Raw genomic sequence first — 16,382 nt, forward strand, 5'->3', positions numbered from 1 at the left:
CCACCAGAATTTTTATTGTGTAACTAAGATAATAGACTTCGATAAAATGAAAATAAGTATTTATATTTTCTGCTTCTGTCTTATTCTACATAAACAACAATAATATACTCTATAATCAAAAGAGGTCAAGATTTAACTTGACCTCTTTTTCTATTCACTTCATGTTTTTCACTTCATGTTTTAAATACGTAAAAGCTTTGTTCTATTTCGTATGCTTCAATTACAATCAACTACTATCCTACCCAAAATATTTATCTACCAATTCCTGAATTCTACCTTCTTTGGCAGCTGGAATCGTATCTTCTAAAACAAAGTTCTTTCTACTGATATCTTGAGAGAGATTTCCAAAGATAAAATTCGTCGAAATGTTATAAATAATTTCTGAAGGCGCAAATCCATAAACTTGATTTTCTAAGATATGTTTTAGACGTTTTTCAGGATTTGGAAAGGCTTCTTTCAAGCCATTGCTGTTATATAGCCGCTTAACAAGCTCTGCAATATAGAGACCTGACTTCATGTACAAATCAATGAATGTCTTAGACGGATCATCAAAGATTCCTGGATTTTCTTTTTCAAGGTCATCCACCATTCTCTTCACCACACGTTTAGGAGTGAAAATCTGATTGGTTTTCTGTGGTGGAATATAATCGAAAATATCTTCTTTTTGATCTTTAAAATAATCTGCCAACTCCTCTTTCTTGCGAAGAAATTCCTGGATGGCTTCATCAAATGTTGCTCGATCAAAGAGATGTCCTGCAAAATCCTGCCCACCATCTCTCAAATAACGAAATTGTTCAATCGTAATACCAGTCACTTCAAAGAAGACATGCTCAGGAACAAAGGTGTCAAAATTATCAAGTGTTAGAGATTGATCACCATAGGCCATGATGAAACTTGGAATAGTTCGTGCAAATCCTCGAAGACGGTCTCGAATCTCATCCTGAGCTGATTGTTTCAACTGTTCCACACGTTTTATCTCAACCTGTTCAATAAACTTCTCGGGCATTTTTTCCACTTCTTTTTTAAGTGTTTGTTCTAGTTTTTCTTTATGAATGAGATTATTTTCTTCTAAACGTTTTTCAAGAACTTTTTGAATCTTATCTTTTTGCTCTTTATCACTTTCTTCCTTGAGCTGTTGTTGCAACTCTTCCTTGATATGGGCTTCAGTAATTTTACGTTCTATCTCATTTTTTCGAAATTCGTTCTCAAATGTTGCTACGATTTGTTTCTTGATCTGGTCTGTTTCCCGAGTTTTCAAATCATATTCAGCTTTCAATTCCTCTACAATTACTGAAGAAACGGTCTTACTCAAGTCATTAACCAACTGTTTTTGAGTTCGTTCCTCATCTTTTGTGACTAGTTCAACAACAGACTGTCCAAGTCCATAAACTTTTTCACCAAAAAGTCGCGCTTGTTGATTGACCACGATTTCATGGTCAACCACTGCATTGCCCTCGTCATCCACTTTAACATCTGAAAAATCTAATAAATCAGAAGGTGTTTGTAACTTTCCTTCCTTTTCTACTGGTAGTTCATTTAAAATGTCTAGAACGGTTTGACTGGCTTGGAAAATGCCGCTGATATTATCAAAAAGTAGATTGGACATAAACCCTCGTTTGAGGACTTCTCTAGCTTTTATCTGACGAGGTATAGTCAGAACTTCCTTAGCATCAATTTCAACCATCTTGCCTGCACGGTCTTCTGCTATGACAGGGAAGAAATTTAAGAGTTCTCTGATGTTTTCTTCGCGAGTTGCGGAAGTTCCACCACCTCCTGCAGTCGCAAGTGATAAGTTATTTGCAAACTCATCAAAGAGAATCAGAGTTCTTTCTGGCGCAAAGTCAAATATATAGGCTCTTTCTTTGCGGAAGTGATTTCCTTTGCTATCGCTCCATGAGTATGGATTTTGAGCGCGGAAGGCAGCTTGCATATAAAGCGCAGGTGATTTCAAGTTTGATAACATCAATACGCCTGTCCATTCAGGGATGGTTACACCTGTCGTCAACTGACCGACGGATAGGGTAATGGTTTTGTCATTCTCTGCTATCGCTTTTCTAACCAAGTCTAAGGATTTCAGTGTGACCTTATCATCTTCCTCGGACATACGCCCGTCACCAGCAGCTAGAACAATCTCATAGTTTTCATAGATGGGATGTTCTTCTAGTAGAGCTTTTAAAGCTTTAGCTGAGGCTACACGTTCTAGGAGCCAAAAAGTATGCTTGAGTTCATTACGAAGTTCTTTGGTTGAAAATGGATATTTTTCATTGCTAGATAGAGTATCTAACCAATTTCTGACATCTTGCTCATGGATAAATTTCCCTTTATCATCTGTAGCGAAAAATTCACTCAAGTCAAAAGCATAGTCGATATTTTCGCCATCTAGTTGAGCACCTTTTTCTAGCTCTTCTCCAATCATCTGAGACATTTGATAGGTAAAGAGATTTAACTGAGGCAAGCTTTCATATGGATTTTCCTCTTCTTGCTCAGGCGACCAAGTAGTTTTAGCTGCCTGCTCATCCGCATAAGACCAGTTGTAGATCTGCTCCTCTGTAAAATCTCCCTTGGCTAGTGCCTTAAATGGAGTTCCTGATAGATGCAAGGTAAAGTTTCGACGGATTTTATTAAAGGCTTGATCTGTCTTGAAGGTATCGACTCCTTCGTGAGCTTCATCGATAACCAACAAATCCCAATGTAGATCAGTTACCCATTTAAGTTTATTGTACTCTCCACCAAGATAAGCAGAGCCTTTCAAGTCTTGGAGACTGATAAAAGCAAGTTGTCTTACATCGTCATCTAAAATACTAACAAATTCTTTACGTGACAAGGTTGGTCGATTTTTAAGGCTATCTGATTCAGAAACAAACTTGTAAGTCGTTTGACCTGCTATGAATTTTTCAAAATCATCATACCATGAGTTGGCAATGGCAGGTCTGTTGGTTACGATTAGGACATTGACAGCATCCATTCGACGAGCTAGGTCATAGGTAGATAAGGTTTTACCAAAACGTGGCTTGGCATTCCAAAGGAACTTACCTCCTGGATGATTTTTGAAATAATCTAAGGTCTTAGAAACTGCTTCTTCTTGCTCTTGACGCAGGGTATAGTCTTGTCCTTTTCCAGGCTGATAACCTGACAAATCATGCTGAACAAACTTATCAAAAAGATTTTTAGATTTCTCCGGAGTCCCATTAAAGTAAAACCATTCCGTCTTAGGACGACGTTCCACATCATGGAAAGAAAGGAAATGGTGGAAATCATGGTCCTTAAAAGTCTTTCCCTTATCAGGTTCTTCCGTATATGCTGCGTCTCCCGTCCATAAGACATCTGTATCTATATGAGCAGTATGCGTTTGTTCTTTAATCCGTTGCGTGACATCACGCTCAGTATACCCAATCTTAATCCAGCCGTCATTACTGGTTACCGTAGGGGTGGTATAAGCATAGATTTTAGGATGGATCTCTTTTGAGGTTTTAATTTCTACCATCAATCCATCTCCCTTACATGAGTCTCAATAAAGGCAATTTCCTCTGGAGAAAGGTCATATTTTTGATAGAGCTGGCGGTCAATATCAGCCACTGATTGAGTCCAATCAATGTCCGAATTGACCGTAAAGTCTTGGAGTGGAACGTAATACCAAGTTTTTCGAGAGTTATGCTGAGTAACTTTCAAAACACCTAGTAATACTCTAGCAAACTTAGTTTTAATAAATTTAATACAAGCATCGGCTTCAAATTTTGTTTTAAAATTACCAATAGATAAAAAAGTATCTGTATGCCCGATTAGGGGTTCCCCGATTAGGGGTGTTGATAAGACTTCACCTAAGGCACCACTTCCATTAGCTTCTGGTACAAAAACATTATAATTTTCAAATGTTTCCGGTAAATCTAAATATTCTTTTTTAATATACCGAAAGACACGTTCAGAGCCAATTCTTCCAAGTAAAGCAACATGCTCTTTTTCTTCTTTATTTTTGAAAACAAAATCTAATTGAATCAGTGATTTCGAAACAATTTTATTTTTTGTCCCTTTTCCTTGCAGCTTTTCAGCATTTGGATAATCAGAAAAAAGTTTATTTGAAAATCTATAAATACCTTGAGGATAAACTAAATCAGAAAAAGTTTCAAAGTCTGAATGTTCTTCGATTTTTTTTACAATACTATTTAAAGGTTCAAAAATAGTAAATACGCCGATTGGTCCCAAATCTTTATCAGCATCACGATAAGTTATTGCTACTCCACCCTTAATATCCGTTCCTGTAAATACTTTACCGCTTTTAAGTTCATAGAATTGAACTTTTAAATGCTTATCTTCAAGCATCTTTTCCATCCAATTTTTAGGAGTTTGACCAGCTTTAAATAAAAATCTTGCTGGGGTGATTAGTATCGATTTATCTGCGATTTTAATTGCTTCATCAATAAAAAAGTGATAAATTGGCTCATCCCTAGCTTCGCCTGTTTCCTGATACGGCGGATTCCCTATCACGACGTCAAATTTCATTTCACTTTCCTCACTAGATAGGCTCTCAAAACCTATCATTTTATTCTTTTTCCAGTCTTTGATTTGGGTTTTAGATTCTTCTACTTCTTGGACTTCTAGCTCATCTGAAAACAAGCTTAGCTGTTGAGATTGCTCTTGTTTAGCTGAGTAAGGACTGATTTTTTTCAATCCATCCATCTGAAAGACATTGTAGGAGATAATAGTCGCAATTGCTTTCTTTTGCTCTAAGGTCGGTTGATTTCCAGTCTTTGCAAGATAGTAGTCCTCAAATGTTGCTAAAAGATTTTCACGCGCCAAAAGCAGAGAATCTCCTTGATACTCATATCCATAAGAAGCTTGATAAGCTTTTTTTACAAGCTCATAGAAGGCGGCTTCATCTGAGACCTCACGACTAATGCGCTGCAATTTTCTATCAAGAAAACCAACTCGTTCAGATAATGGAATTTCCTCACCAGTCACTGTATCATAGCGAGTAACCATATAAGGTGCTTCACCACAGGTAATTTCTAGCCAGCGCACTTGGATATAATCTTCAAGATCCAGAGCTTCAAGTTCAGCTTCCACGTAGCCATTTTGCTTTTCAACCAACCAAGTTGGCGTAAAAACTTCGGCTCTAATCTTGGTTCGGTCTTTTTGCTCATACTTAGACTTTTCTGATCGAGGTTGAATCAAGTTTGCATAGGTTCCCGTTACCCTACTTGGAGTGATGCGATCACTTGGAGCAAATCCCTTTCTCAACAATTCATAAGAATGTGTCGCCCAAACAATATTTTTCTTGGTCGTTCGATCTTTTAAAAGAATTTTTAATAAATCAGCCGACTCCAGAGCCAACTGTTCTTCACTAATATCTATTGCCATAAAGCAACCTTTCGTGTTATTTATTAGAATTTCTACAAAATGCTTACTTTTCATTTATTAATCTATTATATTTTACCACAAAAACACACTGAAATACTCGTCCTAGTGCGTTTATTTTACGATGATGCCTTCTTAAATAAAGTCATTGAAAAGGATGAAATAGACCGCTTATTTGATAAAAAAGTGTTGACTAATGTAAAAAGATATGGAGAAAAACCGACATCAATAGATAATGAGATTGTTTCTTTTGGCAAGGAAAAGGACAGTCTGATTATTAAAGGAAACAACCTCTATCGTGTGGTTTTTGCTGTCACAAAACTGACAGAGGGATGGGATTTGTTCGTATTGAACAGGAAGCTGCGACAAACAAAAATGCCACAATGGTTGAAGTGCAACTCATTGGGCATGGTGCATGGTACAATCCGTTTGAACTAGATGGCGAAAAAAGCTATCAACGTAGATTTGATAACGACACCTCAAACAAGCAACTATTCTATGGCTCAACTTGCGGAAATTACTCAGGTGCAGGAAGTATCTGACTCCTCAGTCCAAGAAACGCTTGAGTTTTAGGAAAAGGATTTAGGTAGGACACGAAAAAAAGGTGCTGAGTAGACATCAATTTGTGCGGTGTCCCCAAAAATTTAAAGTAAAATAATTTAGCTGATTAAGCGGCCATTTGTTGGTATTCTACCGATGAGTGGCCGTTTAATTTTGTTTGAATGCATGCGTTATTGTAATACCGTATCCAATCATTAATCGCATGAATCAATTCTTTTGAGTTGATTAATATTCCATTCAAGTATTTTTATGTTTGTCATAACTTTTTCACCATTTTCTTAATCTATTGTCCAATATTAATTATGAACTAGAAATAAATAGTTCGAGATATTATCTATTCAATGGGAGATTCACCGAAAACCTCATTTCCTGATACTCATATATCCTAATGCGAGGGTTCTCCTTCATGGTTTTCACTTTAAAAATAAAATAATGGTCACGACCGTCAGTAGCCTTACTTTTGTGCAAACGAAAATAATTTTTCTGTTTCATCGCCATTGTCAGTAATATATCATCAATAAGAAATGTGAGGGGATCTACCCCTTTATAGTATTTATTAAAGTCCTTTTCGAACTGAAGATAGGAATCAGAGAAATAATCGAACTGAATCAAGTCTTCATATATAGTTTTCCTATTCATCTAGTACCTCCACTAAACTCATCTCAATGATTTCAGAAATTTGAAGCAACTCATATTTTTCGGCTGTTTTTATTGTTATTTCCTTTGAACTTAATTCGGTTATGCGTCCTTGAAAAGCTTGTCTTTTGCCTTTACGAAGGATGACAAACATTCCTTGAGATTGTGAAGTATATAATTGAGTCACGTAAGTGAGGATTTCACTCTTTGATAGCTGTGATGATACTTCTATTTTATATTTATCTTCGATCAAGGAACTGGTATGCTCAGATAAAAAGAATCCCATCCATTTTTGCATGCCTCGATCTTGATACTCTCTTGCTGATTGGTAAGGCAAATAACTTCTATCGATCATTTTAATCCATCTAAACCGCCAGCAGAATGTCCGCCAACCAATTTACTTCTCGCAATACTGCGTGATGCACTTGTTAAGGAATTGGCTTTTTGCAGCGTGGTAAAACCAAATTGACTGCGTATTGCATCAATGGCGGTCTGTAGTCTCTCTTTCTTCAATATTTCTTCAGGATCATCAAAGAGACTGAGCATAGTTATGTTTTCATCAACAAATGATGAGTAGAATACAGAGATACTTCGAACGGCACCACCATTGTATTTTTTTCGAAAGAGAGAGATGACATATTTTTGTAGTTCCTCTGTCTGATTCGTAGGCTCTGTTTTCATTTGTCCTCTGAATGAGGTCGACTCCTCAAAGCGCGAATAACCGATACTAATAGAAACTGTCGTCGTCTTTTTTCGAATGGAACGTAGACGAATGGCAACTTGCTCCGCCATCTCACTCAGAACCAGCTCAATCTCCTGTTGTTTAACATAATCTCTTGGAAGAACCTGAGAATTACCAAGTCCTTTCGATTTTGGTTTATAGGGTACATGAACATTGCTTTCATCAACTCCATTTGCGTGATACCACAATTGAACACCGTATACACCAAATTCTTTCTTTAATAAATCTGGACTGTAAGTCGCCAATTCTTTAATGGTATAGATCCCAAGTTTTTCAAGTCTTTTTTCAATTGCAGCACCGATTCCCCAAAAGTCCGTTAATCTTGAAATCCCCCATACTTTTGTAGTTACATCATTATAGGACCAGTTAGCTCTCATGTTATGTGTTTTCTTAGCCTCATTATCTAATGCTAATTTTGCAAGTAAGGGATTGGCATTAGACATCCCAACGGTAGAATAAACACCTGTCTTACGATAGATATCCCTTTGAATTCTCGCACTAAGCATATCTAATTTATCTTTTCGGCTAATTGATTGATTGGGAATGAAATAGTTTAAAGAAGATGTCAAGTCAATGAACCCTTCATCAATTGAGTAGGGCATGATATCTTCGATACTCCCGTATTGCTGAAAAATATGCTGGATTTCAATGTTTTTTTCAATATATAAATCCATACGAGGCGGAACAATAACTGTCGCTCGCGCCCACTCCTCAATGAATCGAATATAAGCAGGGTCTGTCGATAGACCTTGCCTTTTTGCATTATAGTAAGAAAATTTTCTTGTATGTATATCAAAAGGTAAATCGTAGGCTCTTCCTACATTTGACTTGCCAAATACTTCTTTGAACAAGGGTGATGAAGCAAGGATCAAGCCATTCGAGTTGTCTGCCCTACTCATCACACATAGCGAAGTTTTTAAAGGATGCAAACCACGGCTGGCACATTCAACACTTGCATAGAAAGATTTCATGTCAACAAAGGCAATATCACTTTTTGGTTCTCTCTCGTAATCAATCATACTCATCACATCACATTATATTGTCAAATGTTGTTCTCATTATTCAAGCTTCTCAATTGGTCTGAAATGGCCAACGACTTTTCCAACGATTTTAAATTCATCATATCCATACGCATACATATCAGGGTATTTGGGGTTGATGGAGACAATCCTATACCGATTTTTTTCTTTGTACACGCGCTTAATATAGGCTTTCCCATTAAGGGATATGGCATATACTGCACCATCATAATCATATCCTGAGGCGGAGAACAGGGCGACTTCTCCATCAGAGTAAGTTGGCTCCATGGACTGTCCCACAATAAATGAAGCAAAATCGTAGCTGTACTCTTCATCTGAGTAGACTGTACTAAACCGGTACTCGTCGTAGTAACTTTCACCATACCCAGCAGATAAGGGAACTTCTTCCAATACCTGAATAGGGTAAAGGGAAATGACCTTCTTAGAACTTTCTTCCATTTGATTTTTCAATAATTCTTCTACAAAATGATCAGCACTCGTCCTATTTTTTTGATTTAAGCGGAGATAGTTGGATACAATCATGTATTCAGATTCAAAATACGTATGTTCTACTCCAAATAAGCTCCCTAAACGCTCTAAATTGGACTGATTTGGCTTTGCCCTCCCCAACTCCCAACTCGCATATGAAGCACGATTGATTTCTAATTGTTGAGCAATTTCCATCTGAGTCAAGCCTTTTTCTTTTCTCAGTTCTTTTAATCGTTCTCCCGAAAACATAAGCACCCCCAATGTGTTTTATTAAACACATTATACAAAAATTTCCTCCAGTTGTCTATAAGAAAAACAACCACGAACTGATTTTTTAAGTAAATAATTTTGAATTTTTTCTGGACTTAACAAACACTTGTAAGCTTATTGTCAACCATTACTTCAGCTTTCCACCACCCCATTATCAGAGATGACCAATACATTTACAAGCTCCTAAAAAATAGTAGAATAACAATAAAATAGATAGAATCGGACGGGCAGATGCTACAATTACAACAATTAGAACAACTCATCGTCTTTGCGGATCAGGGAACTTTGTCCAAGGCAGCAGAGGTTTTACTGATTTCTCAACCCTCGCTAACGCACAATATGCAGAGCTTAGAAGACGATTTAGGCGTTCAACTCTTTCAGCGTAGTAAAAACAAACTTATCTTGACAGAAACAGGAAAATACACCGTTCAACAGGCCAAGAAATTGTTAAAACAACGTCAGACATTTTTGGTTTGGAAAATGTCTGACGTTTTTCGATGCAAGCAACCACCTTATTTGGCGGTATCTGTTCTCCAGGGGTCGAATGGGAAATACGCTCTAGGCTAGCTGAACAAGAGAGTAATCAAGTAATTCGTTTGGATTTACTAGAAAATGAGGCTTTAATAGCTGGCTTAAAGGATGAGCACTATCAATTCATCGTAACGGATTTTCTAATAGATGAAGACGACATCTTATCAAATGGATTTTTTATGGAACAACTCTATCTCTCTATTCCCCCTACACATCCTTTCGCTACGCAAGAGGAAATTACTCTTGGTGACTTAGCCGATTTGACCATGTTATTACGATCCGATTTGGGAATTTGGCAACCCCTAGTCGACAGTCTGACAAGGACAAAGTTCATTGTTCAAAAAGATTGGGACGCCTTTGAAGAATTGATTTCCGCTTCTGCTCTACCAAGTTTCTCCACAAACATCACCCACCTGGCATCTGAAAATGACAGTCAGCGGGTTCATATTCCCATTTCTGATAGGGAAGCCACTAAAACTTTCTATATTTCTGCCTTAAAGAAAAACAAAGCTATTTTTGACCAATTAACAAAAAACTAGACGCGTTGTCTAGTTTTTTAGCTATTCACCATTCCCAGATAATCCATTCCATAAAGCCCCGCATAGCGACACATAGTATAATCCCCCATCTCTAACACTTCTTGTGTCGAAGCAGAGCCTTGAAAGATAAAATAAAGTTTTTTTCCAACTAACTCATCTGTCACCACACCGTATTGGCGGTCCAAAAAATTGCGGACCAAGCCATTGATACTGTGCCAATAAACGGGCGAGCCAATGACCAGAGTGTCCGCAGCAAAGACTTTCTGAATGACTTCCTTGAACTGATCGTCTAAAAAATCTTGACCGTAGTCATAAATTTTGTAATCTGCTAAATGCAGGGTTTCATATTCTTGATCTCTGAGCAATCTTTTAACTAGAGCAACCGTATTCCCATTTTTATTTGGACTGCCATTGATAAATAAAGTTGTCATAATCTTATTCTCCTCTTATAAAAAATACTCTGCACTGTTCAACATGTAAACAATCGCAGAGTATAATATCTTTTTTCTTAGAACGATTTGCCAACAAATCCAGCAATAATTTCGACAGCTTTTGCAGCGTGATGATCTTCAAAAAGTGTTGTATTTGTATTTAGACTAGAAATTTTTTCCATGTCTTCAGCTGATCATTCAAAGTCAAAAATATCGAAGTTTTCTTGAATGCGGCTGGTGTAACGGACTTAGCAAATGAAACTAGGTCTGATTGCAAGTGCCAGCGCAACATAACTTGAGAAGTCGTTTTCTCATATTTTCTAGCAATTTCAACTTTTCGCGTTTTCATTCTTTTAGTCGTGAGCATGAATATCATAGGCAGTCAAAAGATACTCTCCCACACCTGGCGCATCTGGATTGTGTGAGCCTTTTCCTTACCTGTTTGACCTAATTTTGTGTATTTCATTTCTTCTTGCTCCTTCCATATGAACTGCATTTTCTGTCTATACTATAATCCCCTTTTGTTGTTTTGTACAATGGACATTTTAAATAGTAGTATGCAATTTATGAATACTGTGTCGTTTGAATTAACATACCATCGGTCCAACCTATAAAAAAGCAAGAATGATTCAACCATTCTTGCTTTTAACAATTGATGTTGTGTTTTAAAGAGCCAATCAAACTCTATAAATTTTTCAATTCAATGACCAAATCACGAATCTGGGCTGCCAGTTCAAAGTCAAGCACTTCTGCTGCTTCCTGCATTTGACCTTCCAGTTTCTTGATCATAGCCTTGCGTTCATCTTTGTTGAGGGCATTGAAGTCCACCACTTCTTCCTTGTCCTGAGTAACAGCTTTGGTTACGCTAATCAGGTCACGGATTTCCTTCTTGATAGTTTGTGGGATAATACCATGTTCTTCATTATAAGCCATCTGGATTTGACGGCGGCGAGCTGTTTCTTCCATAGCCTTGCGCATAGACTCGGTAACCTTGTCCGCATACATAATCACACGACCTTCAGAATTACGAGCTGCCCGACCGATTGTCTGGATGAGCCCCCGTTCATTACGGAGGAAGCCTTCCTTGTCAGCATCTAGAATAGCCACCAGACTGACTTCTGGCACGTCAATCCCTTCACGAAGCAAGTTAATCCCTATCAAGACATCAAAGACACCCAAGCGCAAATCACGAATAATCTCCGTACGCTCCAAGGTCTTGATGTCCGAGTGCATATACTTGACCTTGACACCCATTTCTTTCAAGTAGTCGGTCAAGTCCTCTGCCATTTTCTTGGTCAGGGTAGTGATAAAGGTCCGCTCACCTTTGTCAACTTGGGCATTGATTTCACCTAAAAGGTCATCCATTTGGCCCATAGTTGGACGGACTTCCACTTCTGGATCCAAAAGCCCTGTCGGCCGAATGATCTGCTCAACAACGGTATCGGTCTGCTCCATTTCATAGTCACCCGGCGTCGCAGATACATAGACAATCTGGTGGACATGGCTCTCAAATTCTTCCCTGCGCAGCGGACGATTATCCAGTGCACTCGGGAGGCGGAAACCATAGTTGACCAACATCTCCTTGCGTGAGCGGTCACCATTGTACATCCCCTTAATCTGCCCCATGGTCATGTGGCTCTCGTCAATCATAATCAGGTAGTCTTCAGGGAAAAAGTCCAGCAGAGTATATGGAGGCTCGCCCTCGCTTCGCCCGTCCATGTGTCGTGAATAGTTCTCAACTCCGTTGGTGTAACCCATTTCCCGAAGCATCTCGATGTCGTACTCGGTCCGTTGTTTCAATCGCTGAGCTTCTAAGAGTTTTCCTTCTGCCTCAAAGACCTTGAGCTGCTCTTCCAGCTCCGCCTGAATCTTGGCAATAGCCGTTTCCATATGGTCATCGTTGGTCACGAAGTGGGTGGCAGGGAAAATCGCCAAGTGGTCCACATCGCCCAAAACCTTACCTGTCAGGCTTTCAATCTCACGAATGCGGTCAATTTCATCCCCGAAAAACTCCACACGGAAGGCGTGTTCATCACGAGAAGCTGGGAAAATCTCCACCACATCTCCACGTACACGGAAGCGTCCCCGTTGGAAGTCGATGTCATTGCGCTCAAACTGGATATCTACCAAGGAATTGAGCAACTGGTCCCGGGAAATATCCTGGCCGGGTCGCAGACTAACCACGCTCTCTAAATATTCCTTGGGCGATCCCAAACCGTAGATACAGGAAACCGAAGCCACAACGATGACATCATTTCGTTCGAGAAGAGCTGACGTCGCTGAGTGACGGAGTTTGTCAATCTCATCATTGACCGAACTGTCCTTCTCGATATAGGTATCGCTAGATGGTACATAGGCTTCTGGCTGGTAGTAATCATAGTAAGATACGAAGTATTCGACCGCATTTTCTGGGAAGAATTCCTTGAACTCGCTGTAGAGCTGACCAGCTAGAGTCTTGTTGTGGGCGATGACTAGAGTGGGCTTATTGACACGGGCAATGACCTGGCTCATGGTGTAGGTCTTACCCGTACCAGTCGCCCCCATGAGAATCTGGGCTTTTTCGCCTCCCTCGATGTTATCAACCAAGGTTTCAATGGCTTGGGGCTGGTCACCAGACGGTGAGTATTTAGATACAAGTTTAAATTTGTTTTCAGTATTTCGATTTATCATACCCTTATTCTATCATAAGTTCTTCCTATTAAATAAAAAAAGACATCTGAATGAAACGAAGAAAAATAAGTTATTTTTTCAATGAAAAACTACCATCTATGTCAGAAGATATAACATTAGAAAAAGCGTTCATTTTGCAATAATTCTGACAATATGATATACTAGGTAAGTTATTTTATATAATATATAGAAGGAGTATGAAAATGAAGAAAAAATTACTCATGCTATTGGCAGGTATTCTGCCAGTATTCTTTGTTTTTACTGGTGTCAAAGCAGATGATACAATTGATATCGTATTTGACAATGCTTATGCCCCATTTGAGTTTAAGGACTCAGACCAAGTTTATAAAGGATTAGACGTTGATATTATCAACGAAGTTGCTAAACGTTCTGGCTGGAAGATGAATCAAAGTTTTCCAGGATTTGATGCTGCAGTCAATGCTGTTCAGTCTGGTTCTGCCGATGCCTTGATGGCTGGAACCACCATCACTGAAGCCCGTAAACAAGTCTTTACATTCTCAGATCCATATTTTGATACAAAGATTATTGTTGCAACAACAAAAGCAAACAAAATTTCGTCTTATGAAGATTTGAAAGGCAAAACCGTCGGTGTAAAAAACGGTACAACTTCACAAACATTCTTAGAAGAAAATAAAAACAAATATGGTTTTTCAATCAAAACCTTTGATACTGGCGATTTGATGTACAATAGCTTAGCGACTGGCTCTGTTAATGCTGTAATGGATGACGAAGCGGTTATTCAATATGCTATCCAACAAGGTCAAGATCTAAGTTTAGATATACCTGGTGAACCAATTGGGTCATTTGGTTTCTCCGTTAAAAAAGGTAGCAAATACGAATACCTAGTGAATGATTTTAATAAAGCTCTGGCTGAAATGAAAGAAGATGGTACCTATGAAACCATCATGAATAAATGGTTCGGTTCATCTGATTCTTCTGAAAGTACGGATTACTCTTCTCGATTAAACCTGACAGGAAGTGTCACTGCTAAAGCTACACCTGTAAAATCAAGCTATACCATTGTTTCTGACTCATCATTTGCACCATTTGAATACCAAGATGAATCCGGCAAATATGTTGGGATTGATATGGAATTGATCAAAGCCATTGCTGAGCAACAAGGATTTACTATCACAATTCAAAACCCAGGTTTCGATGCTGCCTTAAATGCTGTCCAAGCTGGACAAGCAGATGCTGTTATCGCCGGTATGTCTATTACAGATGCTCGTAAAAAAATCTTTGACTTCTCTGATGCCTACTATTCTTCAAATATCTTACTTGCCGTAAAAAATGGAAGCGATATTGCTTCCTATGAAGACCTAAAAGGAAAAACAGTCGGCGCTAAAAATGGTACAGCCTCATATACATTCTTAGAGAGCAACAAAGACAAATATGGCTATACTTTGAAAGCATTTGATGAAGCTTCTGGAATGTATGATAGTTTAAATTCTGGTTCAATTGATGCTCTTATGGATGATGAAGCTGTTCTTCTCTATGCCATCCAACAAGGACGCGACTTTGCGACACCAATTCCAGGTGAAAAATCTGGTGAATACGGATTTGCGGTCAAAAAAGGGGCTAACCCAGAATTGATTGAAATGTTTAACAATGGCTTAGCTGCCTTGGTTGAATCCGGCAAATATGATGAAATTCTAAACAAATATTTCAACTCAACAGAAGAGACAAGTGCTACGACTTCAACAGTAGATGAAACTACTATCATTGGACTTTTGAAAAACAACTACGGTCAGCTCTTGTCTGGTTTAGGTATCACAGTTGGACTTGCCTTGCTTTCATTTGCAATTGCCATTATCATCGGTGTTATCTTCGGTATGTTTGCTGTAAGTCCAGTTAAGTCACTCCGTGTTATTGCATCTGTATTTGTTGATGTTGTTCGTGGTATTCCTTTGATGATTGTCGCCGCTTTCATTTTCTGGGGTATTCCAAACTTAATCGAATCCATCACTGGACAGCAGTCACCAATCAATGACTTTGTAGCTGGTACCATTGCCCTATCCCTCAACTCTGGTGCCTATATTGCAGAGATTGTTCGAGGTGGTATTCAAGCAGTCCCAGTAGGTCAAATGGAAGCCTCTCGTAGCTTGGGTATTTCTTACGGAACAACCATGCGTAAGATTATCTTGCCACAGGCAGGTAAAATCATGCTACCAAACTTCATTAACCAGTTTGTAATCACATTGAAAGATACAACTATTATCTCTGCTATCGGTCTCGTAGAACTTTTCCAAGCAGGTAAAATTATTATTGCACGTAACTATCAGTCATTCCGTATGTATGCAATTCTTGCTATCATCTACTTGGTAGTGATTACACTCTTAACTCGCTTAGCTCGTAAACTTGAAAAAGGAGGTAAACAATGGCACAATTAAAAATCAATATACATGATCTCCATAAGTCTTATGGATCTAATGAAGTGTTAAAAGGAATAACCACAAAATTCTATGAAGGTGACGTTGTGTGTATTATCGGCCCTTCTGGTTCTGGTAAATCAACCTTCCTCCGCACAATGAACTTACTGGAGACCATCACAAGCGGCCAGGTAACAGTTGATGGTTATGATTTAACAGATCCTAAAATAGATGTTGATGCCTTTCGTTCAAATATCGGAATGGTATTCCAACACTTTAACCTCTTCCCACACATGACAGTTCTGGACAATATCACATTTGCCCCTATTGAACACAAGCTTTTGGATAAAACAGAAGCTGAAAAAGTTGGAATGGAATTGTTGGAGAAAGTCGGTTTATCAGACAAACGTGATGCCATGCCAGATAGCTTATCTGGTGGCCAAAAACAACGTGTAGCTATTGCCCGTGCGCTTGCAATGAACCCAGATATCATGCTCTTTGATGAACCAACTTCTGCTCTTGACCCTGAAATGGTCGGAGACGTACTTAACGTAATGAAAGACTTGGCTGAGCAAGGTATGACCATGTTGATTGTTACTCACGAAATGGGCTTTGCTCGCAAGGTTGCTAACCGCGTTATCTTTACAGATGGCGGAGAATTCCTTGAAGATGGTACACCTGAACAAATCTTCGACAACCCACAACATCCACGTCTCAAGGACTTCCTAGATAAGGTCTTGAACGTGTAAGCT

At 38.7% G+C, this 16,382-nt stretch carries 15 protein-coding genes and 1 pseudogene; 6 read left to right on the forward strand and 10 right to left on the reverse strand.

The window, feature by feature from the left end:
* Positions 1 to 238: 238 nt before the first annotated feature.
* Entirely contained in the window at positions 239 to 3,487 is a 3,249-nt protein-coding gene (locus ACPC58_RS03405) for a DEAD/DEAH box helicase family protein (RefSeq protein ID WP_434065249.1), read from the reverse strand.
* A complete protein-coding gene (locus ACPC58_RS03410) occupies positions 3,484 to 5,355 on the reverse strand; it encodes an Eco57I restriction-modification methylase domain-containing protein (protein WP_434065250.1) in 1,872 nt (623 codons plus the stop codon). The genes ACPC58_RS03405 and ACPC58_RS03410 overlap by 4 nt, the downstream gene beginning before the upstream one ends.
* A gap of 282 nt (positions 5,356 to 5,637) precedes the next feature.
* On the opposite strand from ACPC58_RS03410, the pseudogene ACPC58_RS03415 reads away from it, so the two are divergent.
* A pseudogene (locus tag ACPC58_RS03415) lies at positions 5,638 to 5,849 on the forward strand (hypothetical protein); the annotation flags it as partial.
* A complete protein-coding gene (locus tag ACPC58_RS03420; protein ID WP_434065300.1) occupies positions 5,791 to 5,925 on the forward strand; it encodes a hypothetical protein in 135 nt (44 codons plus the stop codon). The pseudogene ACPC58_RS03415 and the gene ACPC58_RS03420, both read left to right, overlap by 59 nt.
* Before the next feature lie 94 nt (positions 5,926 to 6,019).
* Here ACPC58_RS03420 and ACPC58_RS03425 read toward each other — a convergent pair whose 3' ends face one another.
* The 5 genes from ACPC58_RS03425 to ACPC58_RS03445 form a co-directional block, all read right to left on the reverse strand.
* Positions 6,020 to 6,154: an IS3 family transposase gene (locus tag ACPC58_RS03425; RefSeq protein WP_434065251.1), complete on the reverse strand. Its 135-nt coding sequence runs from the start codon at positions 6,152 to 6,154 to the stop codon at positions 6,020 to 6,022.
* A gap of 89 nt (positions 6,155 to 6,243) precedes the next feature.
* Complete coding sequence (locus ACPC58_RS03430) at positions 6,244 to 6,552, reverse strand: DUF5960 family protein (protein WP_418127454.1); 309 nt, start codon at positions 6,550 to 6,552, stop codon at positions 6,244 to 6,246.
* Positions 6,545 to 6,904 carry a 50S ribosomal protein L23 gene (locus ACPC58_RS03435; RefSeq protein ID WP_130555569.1) on the reverse strand — a complete coding sequence of 120 codons (360 nt, stop codon included), beginning with the start codon at positions 6,902 to 6,904 and terminating at the stop codon, positions 6,545 to 6,547. The genes ACPC58_RS03430 and ACPC58_RS03435 overlap by 8 nt, the downstream gene beginning before the upstream one ends.
* A complete protein-coding gene (locus ACPC58_RS03440; protein WP_434065252.1) occupies positions 6,901 to 8,316 on the reverse strand; it encodes a Y-family DNA polymerase in 1,416 nt (471 codons plus the stop codon). The genes ACPC58_RS03435 and ACPC58_RS03440 overlap by 4 nt, the downstream gene beginning before the upstream one ends.
* A gap of 33 nt (positions 8,317 to 8,349) precedes the next feature.
* The gene (locus ACPC58_RS03445) at positions 8,350 to 9,048 is read right to left on the reverse strand and encodes a helix-turn-helix domain-containing protein (protein ID WP_434065253.1); all 699 of its coding nucleotides are present in this window, start codon (positions 9,046 to 9,048) and stop codon (positions 8,350 to 8,352) included.
* Positions 9,049 to 9,300: 252 nt separating this feature from the next.
* On the opposite strand from ACPC58_RS03445, the gene ACPC58_RS03450 reads away from it, so the two are divergent.
* Entirely contained in the window at positions 9,301 to 9,636 is a 336-nt protein-coding gene (locus ACPC58_RS03450) for a LysR family transcriptional regulator (protein WP_434065254.1), read from the forward strand.
* 29 nt (positions 9,637 to 9,665) lie between these two features.
* Positions 9,666 to 10,139, forward strand: coding sequence for a LysR substrate-binding domain-containing protein (locus ACPC58_RS03455; protein WP_434065255.1), 474 nt, complete (start codon positions 9,666 to 9,668; stop codon positions 10,137 to 10,139).
* Between the two features lie 17 nt (positions 10,140 to 10,156).
* Here ACPC58_RS03455 and ACPC58_RS03460 read toward each other — a convergent pair whose 3' ends face one another.
* From ACPC58_RS03460 to uvrB, 3 genes are all read right to left on the reverse strand, one after another.
* Positions 10,157 to 10,570: a flavodoxin family protein gene (locus ACPC58_RS03460; protein ID WP_434065256.1), complete on the reverse strand. Its 414-nt coding sequence runs from the start codon at positions 10,568 to 10,570 to the stop codon at positions 10,157 to 10,159.
* Between the two features lie 160 nt (positions 10,571 to 10,730).
* Positions 10,731 to 10,919 carry a hypothetical protein gene (locus ACPC58_RS03465; protein WP_434065257.1) on the reverse strand — a complete coding sequence of 63 codons (189 nt, stop codon included), beginning with the start codon at positions 10,917 to 10,919 and terminating at the stop codon, positions 10,731 to 10,733.
* A 335-nt stretch (positions 10,920 to 11,254) separates the two neighbouring features.
* On the reverse strand, positions 11,255 to 13,240 hold the full coding sequence (gene uvrB / locus ACPC58_RS03470) for an excinuclease ABC subunit UvrB (protein WP_434065258.1): 1,986 nt from the start codon (positions 13,238 to 13,240) through the stop codon (positions 11,255 to 11,257).
* 203 nt (positions 13,241 to 13,443) lie between these two features.
* On the opposite strand from uvrB, the gene ACPC58_RS03475 reads away from it, so the two are divergent.
* Positions 13,444 to 15,651, forward strand: coding sequence for an ABC transporter substrate-binding protein/permease (locus ACPC58_RS03475; protein ID WP_434065259.1), 2,208 nt, complete (start codon positions 13,444 to 13,446; stop codon positions 15,649 to 15,651).
* Positions 15,639 to 16,379 (forward strand): amino acid ABC transporter ATP-binding protein, encoded by a 741-nt coding sequence (locus tag ACPC58_RS03480; RefSeq protein WP_130555592.1) that lies wholly within the window; start codon positions 15,639 to 15,641, stop codon positions 16,377 to 16,379. Before ACPC58_RS03475 ends, ACPC58_RS03480 begins: the two co-directional genes overlap by 13 nt.
* Positions 16,380 to 16,382 lie beyond the last annotated feature (3 nt).

The organism is Streptococcus sp. VTCC 12905 (assembly GCF_049893385.1).
GTDB lineage: Bacteria > Bacillota > Bacilli > Lactobacillales > Streptococcaceae > Streptococcus > Streptococcus suis_AA.

Coding starts and splice junctions, on each gene's coding strand:
- ACPC58_RS03430 (WP_418127454.1), bottom strand. CDS start 6,552: ATGAATAGGAAAACTATATATGAAGACTTGATTCAGTTCGATTATTTC.
- ACPC58_RS03450 (WP_434065254.1), top strand. CDS start 9,301: ATGCTACAATTACAACAATTAGAACAACTCATCGTCTTTGCGGATCAG.
- ACPC58_RS03445 (WP_434065253.1), bottom strand. CDS start 9,048: ATGTTTTCGGGAGAACGATTAAAAGAACTGAGAAAAGAAAAAGGCTTG.
- ACPC58_RS03465 (WP_434065257.1), bottom strand. CDS start 10,919: ATGAAAACGCGAAAAGTTGAAATTGCTAGAAAATATGAGAAAACGACT.
- ACPC58_RS03410 (WP_434065250.1), bottom strand. CDS start 5,355: ATGGCAATAGATATTAGTGAAGAACAGTTGGCTCTGGAGTCGGCTGAT.
- ACPC58_RS03475 (WP_434065259.1), top strand. CDS start 13,444: ATGAAGAAAAAATTACTCATGCTATTGGCAGGTATTCTGCCAGTATTC.
- ACPC58_RS03460 (WP_434065256.1), bottom strand. CDS start 10,570: ATGACAACTTTATTTATCAATGGCAGTCCAAATAAAAATGGGAATACG.
- ACPC58_RS03440 (WP_434065252.1), bottom strand. CDS start 8,316: ATGAGTATGATTGATTACGAGAGAGAACCAAAAAGTGATATTGCCTTT.
- uvrB (WP_434065258.1), bottom strand. CDS start 13,240: ATGATAAATCGAAATACTGAAAACAAATTTAAACTTGTATCTAAATAC.
- ACPC58_RS03480 (WP_130555592.1), top strand. CDS start 15,639: ATGGCACAATTAAAAATCAATATACATGATCTCCATAAGTCTTATGGA.
- ACPC58_RS03420 (WP_434065300.1), top strand. CDS start 5,791: ATGGCGAAAAAAGCTATCAACGTAGATTTGATAACGACACCTCAAACA.
- ACPC58_RS03435 (WP_130555569.1), bottom strand. CDS start 6,904: ATGATCGATAGAAGTTATTTGCCTTACCAATCAGCAAGAGAGTATCAA.